Annotated in this window: 27 protein-coding genes and 1 pseudogene; 14 read left to right on the top strand and 14 right to left on the bottom strand. The window is 40.6% G+C overall.

The annotated features are described in order from the left end of the window. Positions 1-84 precede the first annotated feature (84 nt). Entirely contained in the window at positions 85-993 is a 909-nt protein-coding gene (locus tag FTV37_RS10610) for an alpha/beta fold hydrolase (protein WP_180007844.1), read from the bottom strand. Between the two features lie 24 nt (positions 994-1,017). Next, a complete protein-coding gene (locus FTV37_RS10615) occupies positions 1,018-1,557 on the bottom strand; it encodes a PadR family transcriptional regulator (protein WP_180022122.1) in 540 nt (179 codons plus the stop codon). A gap of 181 nt (positions 1,558-1,738) precedes the next feature. Here FTV37_RS10615 and FTV37_RS10620 point away from each other — a divergent pair, with 181 nt between their 5' ends. The 3 genes from FTV37_RS10620 (at position 1,739) to FTV37_RS10630 (ending at position 5,586) form a co-directional block, all read left to right on the top strand. Then, a complete protein-coding gene (locus FTV37_RS10620) occupies positions 1,739-3,763 on the top strand; it encodes an NADPH-dependent 2,4-dienoyl-CoA reductase (protein ID WP_180063818.1) in 2,025 nt (674 codons plus the stop codon). A 123-nt stretch (positions 3,764-3,886) separates the two neighbouring features. After that, positions 3,887-4,291, top strand: coding sequence for a nuclear transport factor 2 family protein (locus FTV37_RS10625; RefSeq protein ID WP_121532411.1), 405 nt, complete (start codon positions 3,887-3,889; stop codon positions 4,289-4,291). 203 nt (positions 4,292-4,494) lie between these two features. Further along, entirely contained in the window at positions 4,495-5,586 is a 1,092-nt protein-coding gene (locus FTV37_RS10630; protein WP_180063819.1) for a YheT family hydrolase, read from the top strand. Between the two features lie 38 nt (positions 5,587-5,624). On the opposite strand, the gene FTV37_RS10635 is transcribed toward FTV37_RS10630, so the two are convergent. After that, the gene (locus FTV37_RS10635) at positions 5,625-6,800 is read right to left on the bottom strand and encodes an MFS transporter (protein ID WP_180011266.1); all 1,176 of its coding nucleotides are present in this window, start codon (positions 6,798-6,800) and stop codon (positions 5,625-5,627) included. Position 6,801: 1 nt separating this feature from the next. Continuing rightward, the gene (gene dkgB, locus FTV37_RS10640) at positions 6,802-7,608 is read right to left on the bottom strand and encodes a 2,5-didehydrogluconate reductase DkgB (protein WP_218947589.1); all 807 of its coding nucleotides are present in this window, start codon (positions 7,606-7,608) and stop codon (positions 6,802-6,804) included. Between the two features lie 109 nt (positions 7,609-7,717). On the opposite strand from dkgB, the gene FTV37_RS10645 reads away from it, so the two are divergent. Then, the gene (locus tag FTV37_RS10645; RefSeq protein ID WP_180063820.1) at positions 7,718-8,602 is read left to right on the top strand and encodes a LysR family transcriptional regulator; all 885 of its coding nucleotides are present in this window, start codon (positions 7,718-7,720) and stop codon (positions 8,600-8,602) included. Between the two features lie 113 nt (positions 8,603-8,715). Here FTV37_RS10645 and FTV37_RS10650 read toward each other — a convergent pair whose 3' ends face one another. After that, positions 8,716-9,129, bottom strand: coding sequence for an internalin (locus FTV37_RS10650; protein WP_180063821.1), 414 nt, complete (start codon positions 9,127-9,129; stop codon positions 8,716-8,718). Between the two features lie 229 nt (positions 9,130-9,358). Between FTV37_RS10650 and FTV37_RS10655 the strand changes: the two genes are divergently transcribed. From FTV37_RS10655 to FTV37_RS10685, 7 genes are all read left to right on the top strand, one after another. Beyond that, on the top strand, positions 9,359-10,999 hold the full coding sequence (locus FTV37_RS10655) for a CTP synthase (protein WP_180022127.1): 1,641 nt from the start codon (positions 9,359-9,361) through the stop codon (positions 10,997-10,999). Between the two features lie 31 nt (positions 11,000-11,030). After that, entirely contained in the window at positions 11,031-11,888 is an 858-nt protein-coding gene (kdsA, locus tag FTV37_RS10660) for a 3-deoxy-8-phosphooctulonate synthase (RefSeq protein WP_078188522.1), read from the top strand. 64 nt (positions 11,889-11,952) lie between these two features. Then, entirely contained in the window at positions 11,953-13,242 is a 1,290-nt protein-coding gene (gene eno, locus FTV37_RS10665; RefSeq protein WP_078188521.1) for a phosphopyruvate hydratase, read from the top strand. Between the two features lie 16 nt (positions 13,243-13,258). Continuing rightward, complete coding sequence (locus tag FTV37_RS10670; protein ID WP_078188520.1) at positions 13,259-13,651, top strand: septum formation initiator family protein; 393 nt, start codon at positions 13,259-13,261, stop codon at positions 13,649-13,651. Beyond that, a complete protein-coding gene (ispD, locus tag FTV37_RS10675; RefSeq protein WP_180063822.1) occupies positions 13,614-14,339 on the top strand; it encodes a 2-C-methyl-D-erythritol 4-phosphate cytidylyltransferase in 726 nt (241 codons plus the stop codon). The genes FTV37_RS10670 and ispD overlap by 38 nt, the downstream gene beginning before the upstream one ends. A gap of 85 nt (positions 14,340-14,424) precedes the next feature. Further along, positions 14,425-15,561, top strand: a complete 1,137-nt coding sequence (gene rodA, locus FTV37_RS10680) for a rod shape-determining protein RodA (protein ID WP_180063823.1) — start codon at positions 14,425-14,427, stop codon at positions 15,559-15,561. Positions 15,562-15,629: 68 nt separating this feature from the next. Next, on the top strand, positions 15,630-16,301 hold the full coding sequence (locus tag FTV37_RS10685) for a hypothetical protein (RefSeq protein ID WP_257224294.1): 672 nt from the start codon (positions 15,630-15,632) through the stop codon (positions 16,299-16,301). A 20-nt stretch (positions 16,302-16,321) separates the two neighbouring features. Here FTV37_RS10685 and FTV37_RS10690 read toward each other — a convergent pair whose 3' ends face one another. The 7 genes and pseudogenes from FTV37_RS10690 to FTV37_RS10720 all read right to left on the bottom strand — a co-directional run bounded on the left by FTV37_RS10690 (position 16,322) and on the right by FTV37_RS10720 (position 20,862). Further along, positions 16,322-16,624, bottom strand: a complete 303-nt coding sequence (locus tag FTV37_RS10690) for a cyd operon YbgE family protein (RefSeq protein WP_078188516.1) — start codon at positions 16,622-16,624, stop codon at positions 16,322-16,324. A gap of 3 nt (positions 16,625-16,627) precedes the next feature. Further along, positions 16,628-16,729 carry a cytochrome bd-I oxidase subunit CydX gene (gene cydX / locus FTV37_RS10695; RefSeq protein ID WP_002120988.1) on the bottom strand — a complete coding sequence of 34 codons (102 nt, stop codon included), beginning with the start codon at positions 16,727-16,729 and terminating at the stop codon, positions 16,628-16,630. 24 nt (positions 16,730-16,753) lie between these two features. Continuing rightward, entirely contained in the window at positions 16,754-17,899 is a 1,146-nt protein-coding gene (gene cydB, locus FTV37_RS10700) for a cytochrome d ubiquinol oxidase subunit II (RefSeq protein WP_180063824.1), read from the bottom strand. After that, complete coding sequence (locus FTV37_RS10705) at positions 17,896-19,482, bottom strand: cytochrome ubiquinol oxidase subunit I (RefSeq protein WP_180063825.1); 1,587 nt, start codon at positions 19,480-19,482, stop codon at positions 17,896-17,898. The genes cydB and FTV37_RS10705 overlap by 4 nt, the downstream gene beginning before the upstream one ends. Further along, positions 19,482-19,673: a cytochrome oxidase putative small subunit CydP gene (gene cydP, locus FTV37_RS10710; RefSeq protein WP_078188513.1), complete on the bottom strand. Its 192-nt coding sequence runs from the start codon at positions 19,671-19,673 to the stop codon at positions 19,482-19,484. The genes FTV37_RS10705 and cydP overlap by 1 nt, the downstream gene beginning before the upstream one ends. A gap of 914 nt (positions 19,674-20,587) precedes the next feature. After that, positions 20,588-20,656: pseudogene (locus FTV37_RS18170) on the bottom strand (hypothetical protein); the annotation flags it as partial. A 56-nt stretch (positions 20,657-20,712) separates the two neighbouring features. Beyond that, positions 20,713-20,862, bottom strand: a complete 150-nt coding sequence (locus FTV37_RS10720; RefSeq protein ID WP_168378620.1) for a hypothetical protein — start codon at positions 20,860-20,862, stop codon at positions 20,713-20,715. A gap of 308 nt (positions 20,863-21,170) precedes the next feature. Here FTV37_RS10720 and FTV37_RS10725 point away from each other — a divergent pair, with 308 nt between their 5' ends. Then, positions 21,171-21,389, top strand: coding sequence for a transposase (locus FTV37_RS10725; protein ID WP_168378619.1), 219 nt, complete (start codon positions 21,171-21,173; stop codon positions 21,387-21,389). A 134-nt stretch (positions 21,390-21,523) separates the two neighbouring features. Here FTV37_RS10725 and FTV37_RS10730 read toward each other — a convergent pair whose 3' ends face one another. Both FTV37_RS10730 and FTV37_RS10735 read right to left on the bottom strand, forming a co-directional pair. Continuing rightward, positions 21,524-22,243 carry a UDP-2,3-diacylglucosamine diphosphatase gene (locus FTV37_RS10730; protein WP_180063826.1) on the bottom strand — a complete coding sequence of 240 codons (720 nt, stop codon included), beginning with the start codon at positions 22,241-22,243 and terminating at the stop codon, positions 21,524-21,526. Positions 22,244-22,381: 138 nt separating this feature from the next. Further along, positions 22,382-22,891, bottom strand: a complete 510-nt coding sequence (locus FTV37_RS10735) for a peptidylprolyl isomerase (RefSeq protein WP_078193500.1) — start codon at positions 22,889-22,891, stop codon at positions 22,382-22,384. A gap of 168 nt (positions 22,892-23,059) precedes the next feature. Here FTV37_RS10735 and FTV37_RS10740 point away from each other — a divergent pair, with 168 nt between their 5' ends. Together FTV37_RS10740 and FTV37_RS10745 are read left to right on the top strand one after the other, a co-directional pair. Beyond that, entirely contained in the window at positions 23,060-24,787 is a 1,728-nt protein-coding gene (locus tag FTV37_RS10740) for a glutamine--tRNA ligase/YqeY domain fusion protein (RefSeq protein ID WP_180063827.1), read from the top strand. 135 nt (positions 24,788-24,922) lie between these two features. Next, positions 24,923-25,834 (top strand): bestrophin family protein, encoded by a 912-nt coding sequence (locus FTV37_RS10745; protein ID WP_180063828.1) that lies wholly within the window; start codon positions 24,923-24,925, stop codon positions 25,832-25,834. Position 25,835 lies beyond the last annotated feature (1 nt).

Here is a 25,835-nt window from a genome sequence, read left to right on the forward strand (position 1 = left end):
GCAAACAGTTAAGTAACACTTTCCTTCATACAAAAATAGGCTCAATCTTGAAAGTTTTGAGCCTATTTTTTTTATTTAGTGTTATTAGACCGCTTGTTTTAAAAACTTGGTGACTTCACGGCTAAATTTGACCGGTTCACTGAGCAATGGCGTGTGCCCCGATTTCTTAAAAATGATTTGCTCTGCATTGGTTAGGCTGTCAGCAATAATTTTTTGACCTTGGGCAGGATAGAGGATCGATTTTGCACCTGTGAAAAAAGTTGTTGGTGCGGTGAGTGCTGCAATGGCTTCACGATAATCTTCAGTATGGTTCAAATAGTTTTGAATATACCAATATAAATAGGTCACACTTTGTGAGGGTAACATCAGCTTCTGTAAAGTTGGTTGTTGGTATGCAAAACGGAAAGCGGATAAAGCATAAGGATTGCTATTTTGTAAGTCTATGAATCTTAACCAAGCGTCGACCAGACCTTGACGGTCATGTTTATTCATCTGCTGTGCAAATGGCACGGAGAGGTTGGTTGCAAGTACCTTCGAGATGTCTTCTAAAATACTTAAAAACTCATTGTGGCGTTTGCCATATAAACCATATTGCCAATCTGCATCTACTCGTATTTTAGGGGTTTGATCGATGTGTAAATAGCGTTTAATTTTTTCAGCAAACTGACCGTATTTTAAACCGTGCATGGTGGTCGTTGCCCCCATGGAGTAGGCAATCACCGTGATTTTATCGTAACCAAGCTGGGAAACTAAGCTGTCAATATCTCGCCAATGGCTTGAAATGGTGTCCGTATTTGGAATTTGACAATGTTTAGAGCCGCCAAATCCACGCCAGTCTGGAATGATAAATTTAAAATGCTTTCGGTGTTGATATAGAAAAGGGTGCCATTGCCAACTTTGCATGCCCAGTCCAGATAAAACCAGGATGGGTTCTCCTTGACCATATTCACGAACATACAGTTGTTGTTGATCTGGCATTGTATAGTGTGGCATGCGGCTTCCTATTTATTTTTTGTTTTAGCGATTAAATTTATGCAACTGTGGAATGATGGTTTCAAGCCATTTGATCCAACCGATTTCCAAATCAATCCCAAGCTGTAAAATCATTTTATGAATGTACAAAGTACGGTCTTCATCATGCGCATGTGCAAAGTCTTTTGCAAAAATAGACTGGTACACTTTTAGTTTTTCTTTGTGAATTTCTAGGTGACGTTCTAATTCGGGTAATACGCCGTTTGTGCCCAGTTGAGCTTCAGCACGTAAACGAACCATTAACTCTTCACGTAACTGAGCCGGAGGGCTTTGCTCAACCATCCAATTGGCTAATTCAACACGTCCAAGCTGTTCAACTTGGTAGGTTTTTTTACGGGTTGTGCTGTGCTCATCTTCAATAGTGCTGATCCAGCCTTTTTGCTGCATACCACTGAGTTCACGGTAGATTTGCTGATGTGTCGCATTCCAAAAAAAGCCCATAGAGCGGTCAAAACGGCGTGCAAGGTCAATTCCTGTACTCGGTTTTTCAAGTAAGCTCGTGAGTAAAACATGGGCTAAAGACATATATGGCTCAGTCAAAATAGTTTTGTACTTTTTATTATGCAACATGTTGCATAAAAATCAAATCTCGCATATAAATTAGTGCAACAAGTTGCAAAAATCTTGTATGCGTAGATGGAAATAGAAAGCTCGTATACAAGCGAAGATAAAAATAGCCAGCTTTTCAGCACGCTAAGGAGAAAAAATGTCAAATTATCCAAATTTATTGGCACCACTAGATTTAGGTTTTACAACGCTAAAGAACCGTGTATTGATGGGTTCTATGCATATCGGCCTTGAAGAAGCACCGGGTGGCTATGAACGCATGGCAGCTTTTTACGCTGAGCGTGCGAAAGGTGGTGTAGGTCTGATTGTAACTGGTGGTATTTCTCCCAATGATGATGGTGTGACATTTGCTGGTGGTTCAAAATTAGACTCTTTAGAAGAAGCAGAAAAACATAAAGTGATTACGCAGGCGGTACATGATTCTGGCGGTAAAATTGCGATGCAGATTTTGCATACAGGTCGCTACTCGTATCAAGCCAATAATGTTGCACCTTCATCTATTCAAGCACCAATTAACCCAGTAAAACCGCAAGCTTTAAGCACAGCAGACGTCGAACGCACGATCAATGATTTTGCCAAATGTGCTCAGTTAGCACAGACAGCGGGTTATGACGGTGTAGAAGTCATGGGGTCAGAAGGTTATTTAATTAATGAGTTTATTGCTGCACGTACCAACCACCGTGATGATGAATGGGGCGGCAGTTATGAAAACCGTATTCGTTTTCCAATCGAGATCGTGCGTCGTACGCGTGAATTAGTCGGTGAAAATTTTATTATTATTTATCGTCTTTCTATGTTGGATTTGGTTGAAGGCGGTTCGACTTTCGAAGAAGTTGTGCAACTTGCAAAAGCCATTGAAAAAGCTGGTGCAACCATTATCAATACCGGTATTGGTTGGCATGAAGCGCGTATTCCGACCATTGCAACCAAAGTGCCACGTGCTGCATTTACATGGGTGACTAAGAAATTAAAAGGTATTGTGAATGTTCCTTTAATCACCTCAAACCGTATTAACACTCCTGAAATGGCTGAGCACGTACTTGCTTCGGGTGATGCAGATATGGTGTCCATGGCACGTCCAATGCTGGCTGACCCACGTTTTGTGGAAAAAGCAGAACAAGGTCGTAGTGATGAAATTAATACCTGTATTGGTTGTAACCAAGCCTGCCTAGATCATATTTTCTCAATGAAAATTGCAACATGTTTGGTTAACCCTCAAGCCTGCTATGAAACTGAACTGATATTTAAAGAATCTGCACAGGTGAAAAATATCGCTGTGATTGGTGCGGGACCTGCAGGTTTAAGCTTTGCAACTTATGCTGCAGAGCGTGGTCATAACATAACTATTTTTGAAGCATCGAGCCAAATTGGTGGACAGTTTAATATTGCGAAAACGATTCCTGGTAAAGAAGAGTTTTATGAAACGCTGCGTTATTTCAAACGTAAAATAGAACTATTGCCTCAGATTAAATTGGTACTGAACCATACGGCAACCTATGAAGAATTAGCTCAGTCTGAGTTTGATGACATCGTGGTGGCGACGGGTGTAACACCGCGTCAGTTAGATATAGATGGTATTGATCATCCAAAAGTATTGAGTTATTTACAAGTTTTACGTGAGCGTCAACCAGTTGGCAAACGTGTAGCGATCATTGGTGCAGGCGGTATTGGTTTCGATACGGCTGAATATTTAACGCATGAAGGTGAAAGCGGTAGCCTCAATCCTGAGAAATTTTATGATGAATGGGGAATTGATACCACTTATGCGCAAGTCGGTGGCTTGAAACATCCAGACGTCGAAGAATCGCCGCGTGAAGTGTATTTATTGCAACGTAAGGCTAAATCGGTTGGTGCTAGCTTAGGTAAAACCACGGGTTGGATTCACCGTACAGGTTTGAAACACCGCGATGTGAAAATGATTGCGGGTGCAAGCTACGACAAAATTGATGATCAAGGTTTGCATATTACCGTTGATGGTCAATCACGTATTTTAGATGTTGATCATGTGGTGATTTGTGCAGGTCAGGAATCCTATACCGCGATGTATGAACAGCTACAAGCAGATGGGAAAAATGTGCATTTGATTGGTGGTGCGAAAGAAGCAGGTGAGTTAGATGCTAAACGTGCCATTCGTCAAGGTGCAGATTTGGCTGCGGTGATTTAATCAGCCTCATACTAAACCACGACAACTTCATTCAATTTAATAGGCAGTTGTCGTGCTTCCTCTCCATTTGGGAGAGTAGTTTGAGGAAAGGGAAATGATTCATCAAAAAAAAAGGACATAAACATGACTATTGAAACAACAAAAAAATCTGTTGCACGTTGGCACGAAATGCTCGACACACGGGATATGAATATTTTAAATGAACTCTTGGCAGAGGATGTGGTGTTTCGTTCACCTGTCGCGTTTAACCCATATCCAGGTAAGCCTGTAGTAACTTTTATTTTGACCAATGTGATTCAAATTTTTGAAAATTTTACCTATCACCGTGAGTTTTACTCAGAAGATGGTTTAAATGTGGTGCTTGAGTTTTCTGCCAATGTTGGCGAGAAAAAATTAAAAGGGATCGACATGATTCAGTTTAATGAACAAGGACAGATGATTGATTTTGAAGTCATGCTCCGTCCGAAAAGTGGCTTGGAAGCATTGGCGGCGAAAATGGGTGAGCGCATTATGCAATATCAGCCTTGAATCTGCTGATTTTTAAATGCTCATCACAGAATGATAAAAAGCATGATGGATATTGTCATGCTTTTTGCTTATGAGGTTTAAGTAAACAAATATTGCTAGTGAGATATGGTTTTGTAGATACGTTTGTTTAATGGGCCTTGTTGGTCAAAGTGAAAAGATTGAAATGATTTGCTGTAGTGCGAAGCGAGGTGAAGGTAAGGTCAATGAATAATGTGATGCATAAAGGGCGTCTGGCTCTTTTAAATTTTGTAGATCATGCCATCGGTGCGGAAATACCACAGCTTTATTATCATCCTGAAGGGCAAATGCAACATGTGCTGCCGAAGTTAAAGCAACTACATGAAAAATATCGTCCTACGCCTTGGCTGTCGAATACCCATGCACATTTACTGTATTTTGATGTCATTAAAAAGCGCCAAGTGAAGCTCAAATACGATGCCATAGAGCAGTTGACCATGGCTGATGGTGGAATCACAGCCATTGCATGGTTGGGTTTGGATTTACCTGCGGATGTGCCAACTGTGGTGCTCATGCATACGATTACGGGAACGCCTGAAAGTATGCGAGAAGTGGTTCGGGATCTTCATCTATATACAGGTTGGCGCATTGCGCTATGTTTAAGACGCGGTCATGCCAATTTACCTATGCCTGTTGCCAAAATAAATTTATTTGGTTCAACCGATGACCTGCGTGAACAGATTGCCTTTATTCAGCAGAAATTTCCCGAATCGAATTTATTTGGCGTCGGTTCATCTGCAGGAACGGGGTTATTGGTCCGCTATTTAGGCGAACAAGGTGAGGAAACACCACTTAAAGCGGCTTTTGCTTTATGTCCGGGCTATGACACCGAGCTTGGCTTTAAAAATGTCCATCCTTTTTACAGTAAAATGATGACCAAGAAGCTCTTTCAGAAATTTGTAGAACCCTATTCTGCAACATGGTCAACGACTCCATCTATAATTGAAGTCCTAAAAAGTAAAGATCTGGCGCAGTTTGAACGTACATATTTTCAAATGGCGGGTTTTACTGATTATGAAAGTTATGCCAAATCCACCAACCCAATTTATGTATTTGAAAATCTTAAAATTCCTTTGATGATTTTAAATGCCGAGGATGATCCTGTTTGCCATATTCAAAACTTTGAGCCCTATAAAGAATTAATTCGTTCTTTGCCGAATGTGGTGGTGGTGACCACCAAAAAAGGCAGTCACTGTGGTTATTATGAAGGTCTTGTTGATACCCATTCATGGGCAACCAAATTGATGGCAGATTTTTTAAAGTTATATGCGAACTAAAAAATAGCCTACTTTGGATAGGCTATTTTAAGTGTGTGTTACTCGGCTTGTGCGCAACATGCAGTTGTTTGAGGTTTAAGCTTCATCTGTATCAATACTAAAATCAACGCTATAGCACTCAATGTCGCTCCTGTATAAGATACTGCAGCATAGCTTAGGTTGAGATTTAGCACTGCGGCACCTGCAACAGCGCCCAAAGCATTTCCAAGATTAAATGCACCAATATTCACTGAAGAAGCGAGGCCTGGTGCATCGTGAGCGACTGTCATAACACGCATTTGTAAAGGTGGTACAACGGCAAAGGCTGCTGCTCCCCAGATGATTAATGCAATCGCCGCGCCAATGGTGGTTGTTGCTAAAATTGGAAATAACAGCATCATCAGCATGAGTAAGACTAAAAAGCCAATCAAGGTTTTATCTAGAGACTGATCTGCAAACTTACCACCGAAATGGTTACCAATTGAAAATCCGATCCCGATTAAGACCAACATGAAAGTGATAAGCTCAGGGCTTGCATGGGTAAAGACTTTTAAGCTCGGTGCGATATAGGTATAGAGCGCGAACATAGCTCCAGCACTCATTACCGTGGTGAGCAGTGCTAAAACAACAGGCATGCGTGTTAATACTTTTAACTCTGCTCGTACATCAGGTTTTTCGGTCTGTTGCTGATGAGGTAGTGCTTTCCATAATGCCAACATGGTGATGATGCCCAGTAAGGTAATAGCGGCAAAAGACATACGCCAACCGATATTTTGCCCCACCCACGTTGCGAGTGGCACGCCGCCAATATTGGCAATGGTCAAGCCCATAAACATCATAGCAACGGCACTGGCTTGTTTATCTTTCGGCACAACACTCGCTGCAACGACAGAACCTAAGCCAAAAAATGCCCCATGATTTAAGCTAGTCACCAAACGTGCCGCCATTAAACCGAGATAATTGGGTGCAATCGTTGCCAAAATATTACCGATGGTAAAGATTGCCATTAGTAAAATAAGGGCAGTACGTTTAGGAAAACGTGCTAACCATAAGGTCATTAATGGGGCACCAATCATGACGCCAACGGCATAGGCACTAATCAGTAAGCCCGCTTGAGGAATGGAAACCGATAAATCTGCTGCGATTTCAGGCAAAAAACCCATCGGTGAAAATTCTGTTGTGCCAATTGCAAAAGCACCTACGGCTAATGCAATTAATGGAAAATTGAATTTCATATTAAATATCCCACACTGGAGCAAGTTCAGGTGGGTTCACTTCACGTGCATTTCTGTCTAGTGTGGCAATGGCCTGCATCTGTTCTGATGTTAAATGAATGTCTTGAGCTTTTAAGTTACTGGTTAAATGTTCACGTTGGGTTGACGATGGAATTACGGCATAACCCTTTTGCAGCGCCCAAGCGAGTGTCACTTGTGCAACTGAAGCTTGGTGTTGTGCTGCAATATCAGAAAGTATTGGGTCATTTAGCACTTTGCCATAAGCCAAGGTCATATAAGAGGTGACATCTATAGTGTTCGCTTGTAGGTAATTGACCAAGTTTTTATTTTGCAAATATGGACTCAGTTCAATTTGATTGGTTGCAATATTTTCCAGCCCGATGTGATCAATGGCTTGTTGAGTGAGCTCAATATTAAAATTAGATACACCAATATGTTCAGTCAAACCTTGTTTTTTTGCCTCAAGTAAATGTCCCATTAATTCAGGAATATTGACTCCAAGTGCAGGTGCAGGCCAATGAATAAGTGTGAGGTTAACTGCATCCGTCCTTAATTTAATTAAGCTGTCCTTTAGGCTGGGTATCAGTTTGTCGGCAGCATAATTTTCAGTCCAAATTTTCGTGGTTAAGAAAATATCAGCTCGATTGACCTGGCTTTCATGGATTGCTTGGCCTACTTCTGCTTCATTAGCGTAAATTTGTGCGGTGTCTACAGCACGATATCCAACTTCTAAGGCAGTTTTAACTGAATGAATAACAGTGTCACCTGTTAAACGGAAGGTACCGACACCAAATTGAGGAACAATCATCAGGAATTCTTTTTTTTGAGTTGATGCTATTGTGCTGCTAATTTTAATGAAGAAAAATGCATGAATTTGGAATATATTATTGATTAAAAATCACGAATTCGAATAAGCAATGAAATCGACCATTGAGGAGCTGCAGGCTTTTACTGTCATTGTAGATAGCGGCTCTATTATTAAAGCAGCAGAAAGACTGGATCAAACAGCATCTGGTGTCAGCCGTGCATTACAGCGTCTGGAATCTAAATTAAATGTAACCCTGTTGGAACGAACTACCCGCAAAATTAAGCTCACGCAAGAGGGGCAATTGTTTTTAGCAAAAACACGGCGGATATTGAATGATTTGAGCGAAGCGGAAGATTCTCTGCTGAAATTAGATGCAGATACTTCGGGGTTAGTGCGAGTCGATTCAGCAATTTCTTTTATTCTGCATATGATCGTTCCCTTGATTCCAGAATTTAATGCACGTTATCCGCATATACAGATTGAGTTAGTAAATCATGATCAAGTGATTGACTTATTAGAGCATAAAGCGGATGTTGCAATTCGCTTTGGAAAATTAAACGACTCCAGTTTACATGCAAAACTCATCTATAAGAGTCGACTGTGTTTGGTGGCGAGTCCTGAATATCTTCAGCAGCATGGACGTCCGCAAAATGCTGATGGGCTAACCGCACATGCTTTACTTGGATTCAGTCAAATTACCCATATGAATACTTGGCCGATCCAAGTCGCAGGGAAGCCCTTGACGATCCGACCAAATATTAAGGCATCAAATGGTGAAACGATACGTGAGCTTGCGATTCATGGTATGGGCATCGCTTGTCTATCGATTTTTATGTTAGAAAAAGATATTGCAGAAGGGCGATTGGTCCAGCTTTTAGACGATCAAATTGAGCCACATGAACAGCTTATTCATGCTGTCTATTATCAACAAGAGCATTTACCCAAACGTGTTCGTTTATTTATTGAATATTTAGCTGAAAAATTACAAGAATAGTTGTGAGAAAAAACAGTGCATTGTTGGGTACCGATTTTTATTTACATAGAAACAATAAAAAAACCCGACATTTGCCGGGTTTTTTTGATCATTTGTTTGATAAAACTTCGATCTTAGTTCTCTAAAGCTGGTGTTGCAGCGGCAATAGCAGCAGCAACGGCATCATCTTCAGATTGTGCAGAACCTGAGTTTTGTTTAGGTTGAGCAACTTGTGCAGGTTTTTCTGCCGCTTTAGGTGCTTCTGCTTTTGGAGCAGGAGCTTCTGCAGGTGTGGTAGGTTCACGACGAATTTCAGTTGTTGTATTCGGTGTTTCTTCACGAATCACTTCAACTTGCTGCTGAGTTGGTTCTTCAACAACGGGTTGTTCTTCAACTGGTTCTAATTGTGTAGGTACAGATGCTGTTGGTTCAGATGCTACAACTTCAACCTGTTCCTGTTCTTCTTCTTTTGGTGCTTCTTTTTTTACACATGCTGTAAGAAGTAGACCTGTTGCGATTGCACCGCAGATTAAAAGTTTCTTATTCATAATTACACAAAACAAAAAAGTGTGGATTGGATAAATGCATTATAACAGCAAATAAGAATATAGAAATGATAAGAACTTACTCTAAATTTTTATGATAATTGCTGTTACAATAGCCAATTGTTAATTGTTCTATGAATTGATGCGGAATGACTTTGCTTTCTTGGTACAGAGTAAAGTAAAATCGCACAACATTGTAGGCCAATTTAGGCTCCATTGTACGAGAAACTTAATGACCCATTTTATTTTCGTTACTGGTGGTGTTGTATCATCACTAGGTAAAGGTATTTCAGCTGCATCAGTGGCTGCGCTTTTAGAAGCCCGTGGTTTAAAAGTAACCATGGTAAAAATGGATCCATACATTAATGTCGATCCAGGGACTATGAGTCCATTCCAACACGGTGAAGTTTTTGTCACAGAGGATGGTGCTGAAACTGACTTAGACTTGGGTTATTACGAACGTTTCTTGCGTCGTGCGAAAATGACCAAACTGAACAACTTTACTTCAGGACGAGTGTACCAAGATGTCTTGAATAAAGAACGTCGTGGTGACTACCTCGGTGGTACAGTTCAAGTTATTCCACATATTACTGACAATATTAAAGAACGTGTTCTTCGCGCAGGTGAAGGCTATGACGTTGCGATCGTTGAGATCGGCGGTACAGTAGGTGACATTGAATCTCTCCCATTCATGGAATCTGTACGTCAACTTATGGTCGAACTAGGTCATAAGCGCACAATGTTAATGCACTTAACTTTACTCCCATATATTAAGTCAGCTGCTGAATTAAAAACTAAACCAACTCAACACTCTGTAAAAGAGCTTTTGTCGATTGGTATTCAACCAGACATCCTGATCTGCCGTACAGAGCATGATGTTGATGCTGACACTACACGTAAAATCGCGTTATTTACGAATGTTGAAGCTCGTGCAGTTGTGGTGTGTAAAGATGCGCGTTCAATTTACCAAATTCCACGTACTTTCTATGAACAAAACGTTGATGATTTAATCTGTGAACGTTTTGGTTATAACGATCTTCCAGAAGCTGATCTTACAGACTGGGATAACGTTGTAGATGCATTACTGAACCCTGAATACACAGTTCGTGTAGCGATGGTTGGTAAATACGTTGAACTTCCAGATGCATACAAATCTGTAAACGAAGCACTTTTACATGCGGGTATTCAAAACCGTGTGAAAGTTCAAATCGACTACGTCAATGCAGAAGAACTTGAAAGCCAAGATGTAAACGACGTATTAAAAGACGCGGATGCAATCTTAGTTCCAGGTGGTTTTGGTGAACGTGGTACAGAAGGCAAAATGAAAGCGATTCGTTTTGCACGTGAAAACGGTGTACCGTTCCTCGGCATCTGTTTAGGTATGCAGTTGGCTGTGATCGAATATGCGCGCAACGTTGCGGGTATTAGCGATGCAACTTCAACTGAATTTAACCGTTCTACAAAATCACCATTGATTGGTCTAATCACTGAATGGTTAGATGAGCGCGGCGAAGTTCAACAACGTAATGCAGATTCTGACTTAGGCGGCACAATGCGTCTGGGTGCTCAAAAATCTGAATTGGTTGCGGGAACAAAAACTGCACAAGTGTACGGTTCTGAAGAGATCGTTGAACGTCATCGTCACCGTTATGAAATGAACAACCGTTATATCCCAGTGCTTGAAGAAAAAGGCATGAAGATTTCAGGTTATTCTCCGGTACAACGTCTCGTTGAAACTGTTGAAATTCCTGCACATCCTTGGTTTGTTGCGGTACAATTCCACCCAGAATTTACCAGCTCACCACGTGATGGTCACCCATTATTTGCTGGCTTTATTGATGCTGCTAAAAAACAGTATCAAAAAACCAAGTAATGGCATTGTAGGACTAAACTAGGAAGTTTAAATGTCACAATTAAAACCACAAGAAATTGTACGTTTAGGCGATATACAAATGGCAAATCATTTGCCATTTGTACTATTCGGCGGCATGAACGTACTTGAGTCAAAAGACCTTGCTTTTGAAATTGCTGAAACCTATGTGGATATCTGCAAACGCTTGGATATTCCATATGTGTTTAAAGCAAGTTTTGATAAAGCCAATCGTTCAAGCTTGAACTCTTTCCGTGGCCCAGGCCTGGAAAAAGGAATCGAGTGGTTAGCTGACATTAAAAAACACTTTAATGTGCCGATTATTACTGACGTACATGAACCATACCAAGCTGCGCCTGTTGCTGAAGTTGCGGATATTATCCAGCTTCCTGCATTTTTAAGCCGTCAGACTGACCTTGTTGAAGCGATGGCGAAAACTGATGCCATCATTAACATCAAAAAAGCACAGTTCCTCGCACCACACGAAATGCGTCATATTCTGCATAAGTGTTTGGAAGCAGGGAATGACAAACTGATTCTTTGTGAACGTGGTTCAGCATTTGGTTACAACAACTTAGTTGTCGATATGTTGGGCTTTGACATCATGAAAGAAATGAATGTCCCTGTGTTCTTTGATGTGACACATGCGCTTCAAACGCCGGGTGGTCGTGCGGATTCTGCGGGTGGTCGTCGTGCGCAAATCACGACACTGGCACGAGCAGGTATGGCGACTGGTTTAGCAGGTTTGTTCTTAGAAGCTCATCCAGATCCAGAAAATGCCAAATGTGACGGTCCATGTGCGCTACGCATGTCACAGTTGGAGCCTTTCTTGGCACAGTTAAAAGAACTCGATACCTTGGTTAAAGGTTTCGCAAAGTTAGACACACACTAATTCGATACACATTGATGCGTCACTTTTGACGCATCATTTTTATTAATCAACTGAGGAATTGTTCATGAGCCAAATCGTTGACATTCGTGCACGTGAAATTTTGGACTCTCGTGGTAACCCTACCATCGAAGCAGACGTAATCTTAGCCTCTGGCGTTGTAGGCCGTGCATGTGCACCATCTGGTGCTTCAACTGGTTCTCGTGAAGCTTTAGAACTTCGTGACGGCGACAAAGCTCGTTACTTAGGTAAAGGCGTTAAAACTGCGGTTAACAACGTTAACACAGTAATTCGTGATGCATTGTTGGGTAAATCAGTATTCGAACAAAAAGACATTGATAACACAATGATCGCGCTTGACGGTACTGAAAACAAAGAAAAATTAGGTGCGAACGCAACTTTAGCGGTTTCTTTAGCTGCTGCACGCGCTGCTGCTGATGAAAAGAAAATCCCACTTTTCCAATACATCGCAGACCTTCGTAATAACAGCATTTTGACTATGCCTGTTCCAATGATGAACATCCTAAATGGTGGTTCACATGCAGACAACAACGTAGACATTCAAGAATTTATGATTGAGCCAGTTGGCTTCACTTCATTCTCTGAAGCTTTACGCGCTGGTGCTGAAATTTTCCATTCTTTAAAATCAGTTTTAAAGAAACAAGGTCTAAATACTGCTGTTGGTGATGAAGGCGGTTTTGCACCGAACCTTCGTTCTAACGAAGAAGCAATTACAGTAATTCTTGAAGCAATTGAAAAAACTGGCTACAAAGCAGGTTCTGACATTATGCTTGCGCTTGACTGTGCATCTTCAGAATTCTACAAAGATGGTCAATACATCCTTGCAGGTGAAGGCAATAAAGCATTCACAAGCAACCAATTTGCTGACTACCTTGCTGGTTTTGCAAAACAATACCCAATCATCTCAATTGAAGATGGTTTAGACGAGTCTGATTGGGAAGGTTGGTCTTACCTCACTTCAATCCTTGGCGACAAAATCCAATTGGTTGGTGATGACCTATTCGTTACGAATCCTAAGATCCTTCAACGTGGTATCAACGAAAAAGTGGGTAACTCAATTCTGATCAAGTACAACCAAATCGGTACGTTGACTGAAACTCTAGATGCAATCTACCTTGCAAAAGCAAATGGTTACACTACAGTAATTTCACACCGTTCTGGTGAAACTGAAGATTCAACTATTGCGGATCTTGCAGTGGGTACAGCAGCGGGTCAAATTAAAACTGGTTCACTTTGCCGTTCTGACCGTGTAGCGAAATATAACCAATTACTTCGTATTGAAGAATTGACTAATGCTGCATATCGCGGTAAAGCTGAGTTCAAAGGTTTGAACTAAGCAGATCATGCTATCTATGTTAAATGTATTTGACTCCAAAGCGAGTAAAGCATTGTTGGGCCTTGCGATCTTTTTGATCGCAGGGTTTCAATATTTATACTGGTTCGGTGAAGGTGGTTATCATCAACATCAACAACTGAGTCAGAAAATACAACAACAAGTCGAACTCAATGACGAATTAAAAGAACGAAATCGCGTGCTTGCCGCAGAAGTATACGATTTAAAAAATGGCGTTGAAGCTATTGAAGAGCATGCTCGTCTAGATTTAGGTTTAATTAAACCGCATGAGACTTTCGTACAGATGAGTACGATCAGTACTCAGTACAAACCAATTTATATTGATCCAAATGCAAAAGTAGACCTACGTACCAATGAGTCAGAACCAGCCGAACTTCCACCCGAACCTTAAATTGTGGGCTATTATTCCTGCTGCTGGTTCAGGAAGTCGATTTTCTAAAACTGAACTAAAACAATATCAAAACATTGCGGGTCTAACTGTGCTTGAACACACAGTTGCACGTCTCAACCAATTGCCTTTAACAGGCTATGTATTGGCTATAGGTGAGCAAGATAATGTTGCTCAGACTTTGGCACTAGCAAATCAAGATAAGGCTCATTTTTGTTTAGGCGGTGCAGAGCGTGTGCATTCTGTACTCAATGCATTGCAATATCTATCTTCGATTGCCAATGATGATGATTGGGTATTTGTTCATGATGCAGCACGACCATGTGTCTCACAGTTGAGTTTAGAAAATTTAGTTCAATCGGCAGTCGATTCTGAGCAAAGTGCGATTCTCGCCATTCCCGTACGCGATACATTAAAACGAGTTGAAACGGCGCCACTTATATCAACAACGGTAGATCGTTCAACTTTATGGCAAGCGCAGACACCACAAATTGCCAAATTGGGTATGCTTAAAAATGCCATTGAACAAGCGCTTGCCGCTGGTGCGACCATCACAGATGAAGCTAGTGCCTTAGAATTTGTCGGTGAGCAAGTTAATGTCGTGCAAGGTCGTTCGGACAATATTAAAATTACCTATCCTGATGATTTAGAGTTGGCACGTTTAATTTTAGCGTCTCAAGTTAATAGATGATTATTTCAAGGAATATTTAAGGGACAGTGATTTTTACTGTCGCTTTAATCTATAATTCCCGCATCCTTTTTAGATCTGTTTCGCAATGATCCCTTCTCAACAGTATCGTTTTTTACGTCAGTCATTACGCGATGGCCGCAGTATAAAACACGATTCTTCTCGATGGGCTAAACTTCATTTAGACCCGTGGTTACTTTGCTTCTTGGTACTCAATGCAATATTGGGGCTGATGGTTGTCTATAGTGCGACCGCGGAAGATTCGGGAATGGTACTACGTCAAGCCACAAGTTTTGGTGTGGGCTTTATTGTGATGCTGATCTGCGCGCAAATTCCACCCAAAGTTTACCAATCTATGAGTCCGTACTTATATGCCATCGGTATATTTTTACTGTTGTTGGTTTTGGTCATTGGTGAAAAAAGGATGGGAGCGAAACGCTGGATTAGCTTGCCGGGTATCGGCAGTATGCAGCCGAGTGAGTTTATGAAATTTGCCATGCCACTCATGATGGCGTGGTATTTTGCGCGAAAACCATTTCCACCGAAATTTTTACAAATTGTCGGGGCATTAATTTTATTATTGATTCCATTTGCATTGGTCGCTTTACAGCCCGACTTGAATATTGGTTTGATTATTCCAGGTATTTTTGTTTTATTTTTAAGTGGAATGTCTTGGCGTTTAATTGCAGCTGCTTTAACCGCCTTTGCTATTGCAGCACCTGTACTCTGGATGTTCTTTTTGCAGGAATATCAGAAAAAACGTGTACTGACGTTATTCAATCCTGAGTCTGACGCACTTGGTGCAGGTTGGAATATTATTCAGTCTAAAATTGCCATTGGTTCAGGCGGTTTAATGGGTAAGGGGTATACCGAAGGGACACAGTCGCACTTGGGCTATCTGCCAGAGCATCATACTGACTTTATTATGTCGACCTATGCTGAAGAGTTTGGTTTTATTGGTGTATTTCTTTTATTTAGTTTATTTACAGCAATTATTGTTCGCTGTTTGATTATTGGACTAAATTGCTTCCATAATTTTGGACGACTCTATGCAGGAGCGATAGGATTAACTTTCTTCTTTTTTGTATTTTTAAACTCGGGTATGGTTAGTGGTATTTTGCCTGTAACTGGCGATCCATTGCCCTTGATGAGCTATGGGGGTACAGCAGTCATATCCATGCTTGCAGGTATGGGGATTGTGATGTCGATTCATACTCATCGTTAAATTTTAAAGCTGGAATTAATCCGGCTTTTTTTATATTTAAAATTTTGGCATTTAAAAAATGGAAGCTGATGTTGATAGATATTTTTCGTGATTCTGAATCGATGTTGGATGAGCTATATAACGAGTTAAATCATTCAGCATTTATTGGTGGCGTGCAGCGACTTGATTTAGTCTATGAATGTTGTGAATTATCCATGGAGCATGGTGAAGCCATTTTACAACTTTTAGAATCACGCCAAGATATATCTGCACTCGCATTATTTCGAATTCAATTTGAAGCTGTGGTGAGGGCATATTGGTTACTAATGGTTGCCTCTAATATAGAAATTCAGAAATTTGAAATTCAACGAGAAGAAGAGTTGCTTCAGAATGTGAAAATTCCTACCGCAGCTGAAATGATTACAAAGTTAGAAAATGTTGTAGAAATTAAGCATATTGTTCAAATGTTTAAAGAGTTTAAGTTCTATTCGTTAAAGCATTTGCATTCGATTGTGCATACTGGTCGAAACTCATTAATTCAGCGAAAAGCTGGGTTGGCGGATGCTCAGCGCATAATAATAGTGAAGCAAGTCAATGGATTTATCATAATGGCAGCTCAAATTTTGCTAAGGCATGCCGCTAAAGAAAAATATATTCATCATATCCATGAAAAATTTAGAGGCTGTTTTCAAATGCAAGACGATATTACAGCAGAAAAAAAAGCCGAAATTGATCGTAAATATAATAAAGCCCTCAAGTGAGGGCTTTATTTAGATATTAATTAATGTAGGAACCATGTGTAGTAGCCCCATAACATGAGTGGCCAAGCGAGGAAGGGGCTAAAAAGCCATTTCCAGAACCAATGGTGTGGTGTAAAACCCACACCATGCACAAAACCACCTGAAATACCTATCATGATGAACATCAGCGCTCGATGGCTATATCCACCATTGTCATCCAGCATGGCAGCAGGATGTACAAGTAACACGGCTGCCAAAGGAAAAGCTAACAGGCAGGAAATGACCATTGCAAATTTATTTGGCTTCTTTTCTACAAGTGATTTTTCTACAGCAGCATCAGTCATTTGTTATTCCTCATCTAGATCTTGATGATGTTCGATGTAAAGCGCACTAAGTACACCTGCAAAACATGCCATCAAAATACCGAGAATCCAAGCAAAATACCACATCGTCTTTTCTCCTTAGACACAGCCTTAGTATAGGCTGTGTGAATTCTCTTCAATATGTTTGTTTGTGACCACACCCCACATCTTGTAGTAACACCAAGTTGTGTAGCACAGGATAATTGGGACAAAAATACATGCGGCAACTGTCATCACAGTCAGGGTATTTTTACTTGATACCGCATCCCACATAGTCAAACTTACAGTTGGGTTGATGCTCGATGGCATAAGGAAAGGGAACAATGCAAAACCAGCAGTTAAGATTGCACCAATGACTGCCAAGCTTGAACCAAGGAAGCTGAAACCTGCTTTACCTTTACCTGCGGCAAGGATGATGATCAGCGCACCTAAAATAGCCATGATTGGCGCAATCATAGTAATTGGATAAGTACTGTAATTGTTCATCCAACCTGGGTTGGCATTGGTGATCACTTCTTTAGCTAATGGGTTTGCAACGCCATTAGTGTCAAACGGTTGAGCTAATGTGTAGCCTTGGATATTACCGAAGTATAACCATGCGCCTGCCAGTAAGAAGCAAACTAAGAATACGATACCCATAAGCTGAGTTGCTTTTGCAGAGCGTGCGCGTAGATCGCCGTCTGTACGAAGCATGAGCCATGCACCACCGTGAGCGCAAAGCATAGACAAACTCACGATACCGCAAACTAAAGCGAATGGGTTAAGCAGTGCAAAGAAGCTCCCTGTATAAGTCGAGCGAACAGTTTCGTCCATAGTGAATGGAACACCAAGGAACATATTACCAAACGCAACACCAAATACGAGGGCAGGAACGGCACCACCAATTGCTAAACCCCAGTCCCAAGAATTACGCCACTTGGTATTTTTAAGTTTAGAACGGTAGTCAAAACCGACTGGACGTAAGAAGAGGGCGAAGAGTACCAGTAACAGTGCCCAGTACATGCCTGAGAATGCAGTCGCATATACCATTGGCCATGCTGCAAACAGCGCACCACCGGCAGTAATAAACCAAACTTGGTTACCGTCCCAGTGTGGGGCAATCGTATTGATTGCCGCACGACGTTCTTCGTCTTTTTTACCTACGAATGGCATGATCGCCATTGAGCCCATATCGAAGCCATCGGTGAGAGCGAAGCCGATCAGTAGGACACCGACTAATACCCACCAAATGATTTTGAGTAATTCATATTCGATCATGCTTGAGCCTCCTCATTTGCCTTTTTTGCAGCTTCAAGTTTCTCGAAGTGGTATTTACCAGTATGTAGAGAACTTGGGCCAAGGCGTGAGAATTTAATCATTAAGTACATTTCAATGATCAGCAGTACAGTGTAGAACGCTGCCAATGCAAGGATAGAACCCCATACATCACCTGTACTTAAGCTAGAAGCTGAAAGATGTGTAGGTAGAACTTCACCGATAGTCCAAGGTTGACGACCAACTTCGGCAACATACCAACCTGTTTGTGCTGCAATCCAAGGTAATGGCAGGGCAAATAAAGCAAACTTTAATAACCAAGGTTTGTTTTCTGCATTACGTTTACCGACAGCAAAGGTAGCAAGTACGAACAGAAGGAGCATTAAGAAACCAGAAGCAACCATTGCACGGAATGCCCAGAACAAGCTTGGGACATGTGGAATAGTGTCTTTTGCAGCTGCTTTGATTTGTTCGTCAGAAGCATCGACAACTTTGTCTGTGTATTTTTTCAGAAGCAGACCATAACCCAAGTCTTTTTGAGACTCAGCAAATGCTGCTTTAAGTTCAGGAGACGTATCGCCTGCACGAAGTTGTTCTAACTGTGAGTAAGCCACCATACCGTTACGAATACGCGCTTCGTGTTGTACGATCAGGTCTTTAATACCTATCACTTCTTTGTCAGTTGAACGTGTTGCAATAATCCCCATGACATAAGGAATTTTGATCGCGTAGTCAGTAGACATGGTTTCTTTATTTGGAATACCAAACAAAGTAAATGGCGCTGGAGCTGGGTGAGTGTCCCATTCAGCTTCAATTGCAGCAAGTTTAGTTTTTTGTACATCACCAATTTCATAACCAGATTCATCACCTAGTAAGATCACTGAAAGTGTAGAAGCTAAACCAAAGATAGCAGCGATAGCGAATGAACGACGCGCAAATGGCAAGTCACGCTTTTTCAATAAGTAGTAACTTGAAATTGCCAGTACGAAAATAGCACCAGTCACATAACCTGCAGATACGGTATGTACGAATTTAACCTGAGCCACGGGGTTGAAAATCAGCGCACCGAAGTCCACCATTTCCATACGCATAGTTTCATAGTTAAATGCGGAACCGACAGGGTTTTGCATCCAACCATTGGCCACTAAAATCCATAGTGCGGACATGTTCGAGCCAAGTGCAACCAACCAAGTGACAGCCAAATGCTGAACTTTAGATAGGCGATCCCAGCCGAAGAAGAATAAACCAATAAATGTTGATTCAAGGAAGAATGCCATCAGACCTTCAATGGCTAATGGTGCACCGAAAATATCACCGACATAGTGTGAGTAATACGCCCAGTTAGTACCGAACTGAAACTCCATGGTCAAACCAGTAGTAACACCTAAAGCGAAGTTAATACCGAAGAGTTTTCCCCAGAATTTAGTCATGTCTTTATAAATTTCTTTGCCAGAAATCACATAGGTGGTTTCCATAATGGCAAGAATAAAAGCCAGACCTAAAGTCAGTGGAACAAAAATAAAGTGATACATCGCGGTCATTGCAAATTGGAACCGCGAAAGATCGACCACGCTTTCAGAAATCATCAACGTGTCTCCTTGATTTGGGAAGGACTGCCAGCAATATGCTCGGCAACTTGATTGTCAAAGTTTTTAGGGATGGTAGGGGCGTCGAACCAGATGTTCTTAATGATCATTAAAATAATCACTTTAATTATTAGTATTGCGGTTATTTCTCTGACCACACGACGATTTAAATCTTTGAATTTTAAGCTCATGGAGATAAGCCTATTCTTTAAACTTGTACTATATTATTAACAAATATACACAAAAAGCAAATAGGTTGAACAGTTAAAATAAAAATATATTATTAAAGTGTTTTAATACAATAACTTAATCGTTTTAATGATTTAAAAATAAACTAATTCTGTTATTTAAATACTTGACTAAAACACTTGTGTTTAATTATTTTAAATCCGACTAAAACGCTTATATTTATGTTTTAAATTCTGACTAATTTACTATATTTACTAAAATTTACATTGTGAATAATGAGAATCTTTACTAATTAAATATAAGTAGGTTAAGTCTTGAAGTGCGACACCACCTCGCTATTAAATAACCCGAATCATGAATAAGCCCAGATATATCATGATAAATTGAGGCTTGTTTTGATGTGGGCCGCATTCTTCAGTGTATAAACTTCTGTCTGCGGACATATCGCAGCAATTGCCTCAGGAAGCTTTTACGTCCATCAATGCAGGCGATCAGAATGTCTGTCACTATTCTGCAAATCTGTGAATACGCTGAACATTCATTAGCACCTTCACTTTTTGAAAGGTAAAGACCTAGCCGTTCTTTATGGTCCTCGGCATGTAATCCCAGAATGGTAAAACGGCTTTGTTGACAGAAATACCTTCATTCTTGATCTTTTTTGTTAAAAACACAACATTTTAATTGGTGAATAATACTTGTAATGAATGGTATTGAGCCACACAAATGGATATACGGCAATATCGAGAAGACGCCGTTACCAAGCATGTAATTCAGGGATTAACTTGTCTGTAATATTGGTAATGCCACCCGTGGAAAGAACCAGTGCATACATATCGGTAATTTGTTTCTGAATATTGCGGTAGCCCGTACGGAGTGCATATAGCGAAATGACTTTGTTGTCGATCTATTTATGGAGTTAGGTTTGATTTTTCTTGACGAGTTGAGGCTCAAAATCGTCAGCACGATCCCGAGGTATTTCCAGTTCAAATGAACCGTAAGATGATTTTACAGTCTTACGAGAATAGCTATTCCTACAATTGGCTAGTGGGGGCTTCTAAATTCAATTTCAGCATTTAAAGCTGCTTCTGTCAGTTGTTTGAGGGGTGGGGTTAAGATACCGTTTTCACCAGTGAGGAGGGCTTGACTGTAATTGTTTTTAAAAACAGCTTTGAAATCAAAGTTGCTTGCCATGATGTGTCATTTCTTGTTTGATTCAGTTTATTGAAATGACACAGATTTTTGAATACTATTGAAAAAGCAGGTATTTATAACGTATATAAGTCCTACTTTTGCTAATCAAAGCGCAATATTGTATACTTCTGCTTAACTCGAAGCGGGTAATGTTCCTGCTTATCTTTTTTTATTTAGCTGATTGTGATTTATCTGTATTCAAGCTTCTGACTTGAATCATATCTTTGTAACTACAGAATTATTATTCCAAACCCGATTGATTAATCTCTTTGTTCTGTCACAAAAAGCTCACATGTTGAGTAAATCTTTTGAATATTTTAAATACTTGGCAAACTGCCAAAGCCGTAAATGGCGACGAAATTAATGTAAAAATGGTGCCTTTAAAACGTCAACAAAATACCAATGCTGGTTTAATTTGGGTTGATGTTGGGCAAATGGTTGAATTAGAAACAGGCGAGACATTTAACCTGAATCTAGATGGCAAAAGCTTCTATACTGGCCCAAACCAGCTATATCGCTTAGCCTAAAAGCAAAAAACAGCAGATGATCTGCTGTTTTTTTTTTGCTTAATTTAAAGTCTACGTTTGCATGGTCTGGATGCGTATATTAATCAAATATGATGGTAAGTTTTTCTAAAGGCTAACGATTAGAAAGCTATGGACTAGTAAGACCAAATTTTTAATTTTAAATCACTCACAGATGGGTTTTCACCAATCTCTAATATTTGAGCTTGTTCTGTACGCCAGTCCCCTAAAACGATACGAGGTTTGCCATGCACATCGTGTATTTGGGGGCGGTGGGTATGTCCATGAATCAGTAGATCGGCATGCTCTAAAGCTTTTTCTACAGCTTCGGCATTTACATCCATGATTTCATAAGATTTAACTTGCTTGGTTTCTGTACTTTTTTTGCGGAAGCCATTGGCGATTTTTTGTCGAATGCTAAGCGGTAAGCTCTTTAAGAAACCTAAAAGCAAAGGATTACGAATCACTTTACGAAACTTTTGGTAAGACACATCATCGGTGCAAAGTAAATCGCCATGTTCGAGGCGAATTTTATAGTTGCCAATGTGGAGATAATCAACGTCTTGTAATAATTGACCGTGAAATTTATCTAAAAACTTTTGACCCAATGCAAAGTCACGATTACCTACTTGGAAATAAATTTGATTTCCCAAAGCAGTAAAATCTTTAAGCGCTGCAATGATTTCGTCTAACCATGGGGCAGTAAAGTCATCACCAATCCAAGCATTAAACCAATCACCTAAAATATACAGCTGGGTATTTTGAGTTTTGTATTGTTCTAACAAAGCTAAAAACCCCCGAACGAGTCGAGGGTGTTCAGGTGACAAATGTAAATCAGCGATAAACAGATAGGTCACGAATCTTTTCCTTATTCTAAAAATCCCTCCCAGCCTCCCTTTGGAAAAGGGAGGAGTTCCGACATTTATTTCATATTGAAACTCCCTCCTTTATTAAAGGGACTTGCGCAGCAATGCTACTCAGGGAGAATTTAAAAATTATTCAGAAATGATTTTAGCTGATTCGATTACAACGTTCTCTAGAGGAACGTCTGCGTGGTAGCCACGGTTACCAGTACGAACGCTTTTGATTGCGTCAACAACGTCAAGACCTTCAACTACTTTACCAAATACTGCATAGCCCCAACCTTGCGCTGTTTTACCAGTGTGATTAAGGAAAGAGTTGTTTTTCACGTTAATGAAGAATTGAGCTGAAGCAGAGTGAGGTGCTTGAGTACGTGCCATAGCGATCGTACCAACATCATTGCTTAAACCGTTGTCAGCTTCGTTTTCAATAGAATCACGAGTTGTTTTTTCTTTGAAGTTTTCATCCATGCCGCCGCCTTGGATCATGAAACCATCAATAACACGGTGGAAAATCACGCCGTCATAGAAACCATCGCGAACATACTGTAAGAAGTTTTCAGCAGTTTTAGGTGCTTTTTCAGTGTTAAGCTCAAGAACAATACGACCTTTATTGGTGTTTAATTCGACTTGAGGAAAACTCATTGTGTAATCTCCTGTACATGGACATGAAAGCCATGGGTTTTTTGGTTGTGAGAAGCATAAGCAAACTGTAAACTACAAGGCAAGTAAAAACGTTACTTTCTTTGTTAAAAATAAAGAAAAGCGTTTTAATTATCCTAATTTTATCTTTATAGAAGTGATTTTATTACCATGAAGCCAAACGATGTTGTTTCATCCCTGCCTAACAATCCGACAACCAAGAACAATGCCCCTGTCGAAGCTGCGCAGCAGGAACAACAGCCAGGCTTAGATTTTGTACGTCAAGTCATTACAGATGATTTATCTGCAGGTCGTACCGAACAAGTTGTAACACGTTTTCCACCAGAGCCAAATGGCTACCTACATATTGGTCATGTAAAAGCTATTTGCCTAAACTTTGGTATTGCTCAAGAATTCGCAGGTCTATGTAACCTCCGTTTTGACGATACAAACCCGGATGCCGAAGAGCAAGAGTATGTAGACGGTATTGCCAATGACGTCAAATGGCTAGGTTTTGAGTGGAATGGCGAGCCACGTTATGCATCGAGCTATTTTGATCAGCTTTACGCTTGGGCAGTTCAATTGATTGAACAAGGTGATGCTTATGTGGATTTGCAAAGCCCTGAAGAAATCAAACTGAACCGCGGTAATTTTGTTGAGCCGGGTAAAAACTCGCCGCAACGTGATGCTAGCGTAGAAGAAAACTTAGCGCGTTTTGAACAAATGCGTAATGGTGAGTTGGGAGAAGGTCAGGCAGTACTACGTGCCAAAATTGACATGACTTCACCTAACATTCATATGCGTGATCCTATTTTGTATCGTATTTTGCATTCTGAACATCACCAAACTGGTGATAAATGGAAAATGTACCCAATGTACGATTATGCGCATCCATTATCAGATGCCATTGAAGGAGTTACGTATTCACTGTGTACACTTGAGTTTGTTGATCACCGTCCATTCTATGACTGGGTTGTCGAGAAAGTTAAATCACCATCTGTACCACGTCAGTACGAATCAAGCCGCTTAAATGTGGATTACACCATTACCTCTAAGCGTAAATTACGTAAATTGGTTGAAGGTGGTTTTGTGAATGGTTGGGATGACCCGCGTATGCCGACCGTTGTAGGTATGCGCCGTCGCGGCTTTACTCCAGAAGGTCTGCGTGACTTCTGTAAACGTGTCGGTGTAACAAAAGTCGATGGCAGTATCGTGGATGTTGCAATGCTTGAATACTGCATCCGTCAGTCTTTAGAAAATACTGCTTCGCGTGGTATGGCAGTGTTGAATCCACTCAAAGTGACTTTAACTAACTTGCCTGAAGCAATGGATTTGGTACATGCACGTCATCCAAACGTTGACATGGGTGACCGTATCATTCCGTTGACTCAAGACATTTACATCGACCGTAAAGACTTTGAAGAAGTTGCACCTAAAGGCTTTAAACGTCTGATTCCGGGCGGTGAAGTGCGTTTACGTCATGCGTATGTCATTAAGTGTGATGAAGTGATTAAAGACGAGAACGGTGAAGTGATTGAATTGAAATGTTCAATCGACCCTGAAACTTTAGGTAAAAACCCTGAAGGCCGTAAAGTGAAAGGTGTTGTACATTGGGTTTCTGCAAGCAAGGGTATTGCAGCGGAAGTTCGTATCTACGACCGTTTATTCACTGAATCAGACCCTGAAGTGGGTGATGACTTCCTTGCAAACTTAAATCCAGAATCACTTAAAGTGGTTCAAGCGGTCATTGAGCCTGCATTGGCAGAAGCAAAACCTGAAGATCGTTTCCAATTTGAACGTGAAGGTTACTTTGTTGCAGATCAGTTTGATCATACAGCTGAAAAACCAGTGTTTAACCGCATCTTAGATTTGAAAGACAGTTTTAAACCGGGTAAATAAAATCTTAGTTTTTAAAGGGATTCATCTTTGAATCCCCAATAGGTTAAGATCAAGTAGGTTAAGATTAAGCTCAACTTCGGTTGGGCTTTTTTCATGCTTGAGATGGTTCATTAAGGCAGTACAGAGGGGAAATAAGTGATCATTCGAAATAAAAATAATAGCTTTAAACTTTTATTTGCATGGCATGGCACGATACTCCCAAAAGTCATGCCTGCGTTGGCTGTCGTCGTGAGTTTGTCGGCGATTTTGGTGTATCTAAGCGCTGCACACTACCTGAATACGCCTGAAGTTCCAGCCATCGGATTTACCATCTTTGGGGTGATTCTGTCGATTTTTTTGAGCTTTCGAAATACTGCCTGTTATGACCGTTGGTGGGAAGGGCGCAAGCTTTGGGGCTCATTGATTGCCAATACACGCCACATGATTCGTGATAGCCATGTCCTTGAAGATGAGCAAAGAAACGTGTTGATGTACCGCATCATGCTGTTTTGCAATTTGTTACGTGATCGCTTACGCCATGAATCACAAGATATTGCACATTTTAAAGACGGCGTAGTTTTGACGGATCAGCAATGGCGGCAATGCCGAGACAATATCAATGCACCACAGTATTTACTTGAAATCATTCAAAAAGATTTAGTCAAAACCTATAAACAAGGTCAGATTACAGACATTATTTACAGCACGCTCACACGTCATACTGTAGCGATGGGTGATATCCATGCAGGCTGTGACCGTATCATGACCACGCCATTACCATTTTCCTATTCGGTGCTTTTACATCGCGCAGTGTATTCATTTTGTCTGATTTTGCCATTTAGCCTAGAGGCCAGTTTAGGGATATGGACACCTGTCATTGTGGCTTTGATTGCATATTTATTTTTAGGTTTGGATGCGTTAAGTGCAGAACTGGAAGAGCCTTTTGGCTTGCAGGAAAATGATTTACCGCTGGACTCGATTGTACGAAACATTGAGCGTGAAATGTATAGCAGCTTAGAAGTTGAACTTCCGCCGCTGATTAAGACTTTTAACAGTAATTTAAGATAAA

The organism is Acinetobacter sp. YH16042, from assembly GCF_013417245.1.
Taxonomy (GTDB): domain Bacteria; phylum Pseudomonadota; class Gammaproteobacteria; order Pseudomonadales; family Moraxellaceae; genus Acinetobacter; species Acinetobacter amyesii.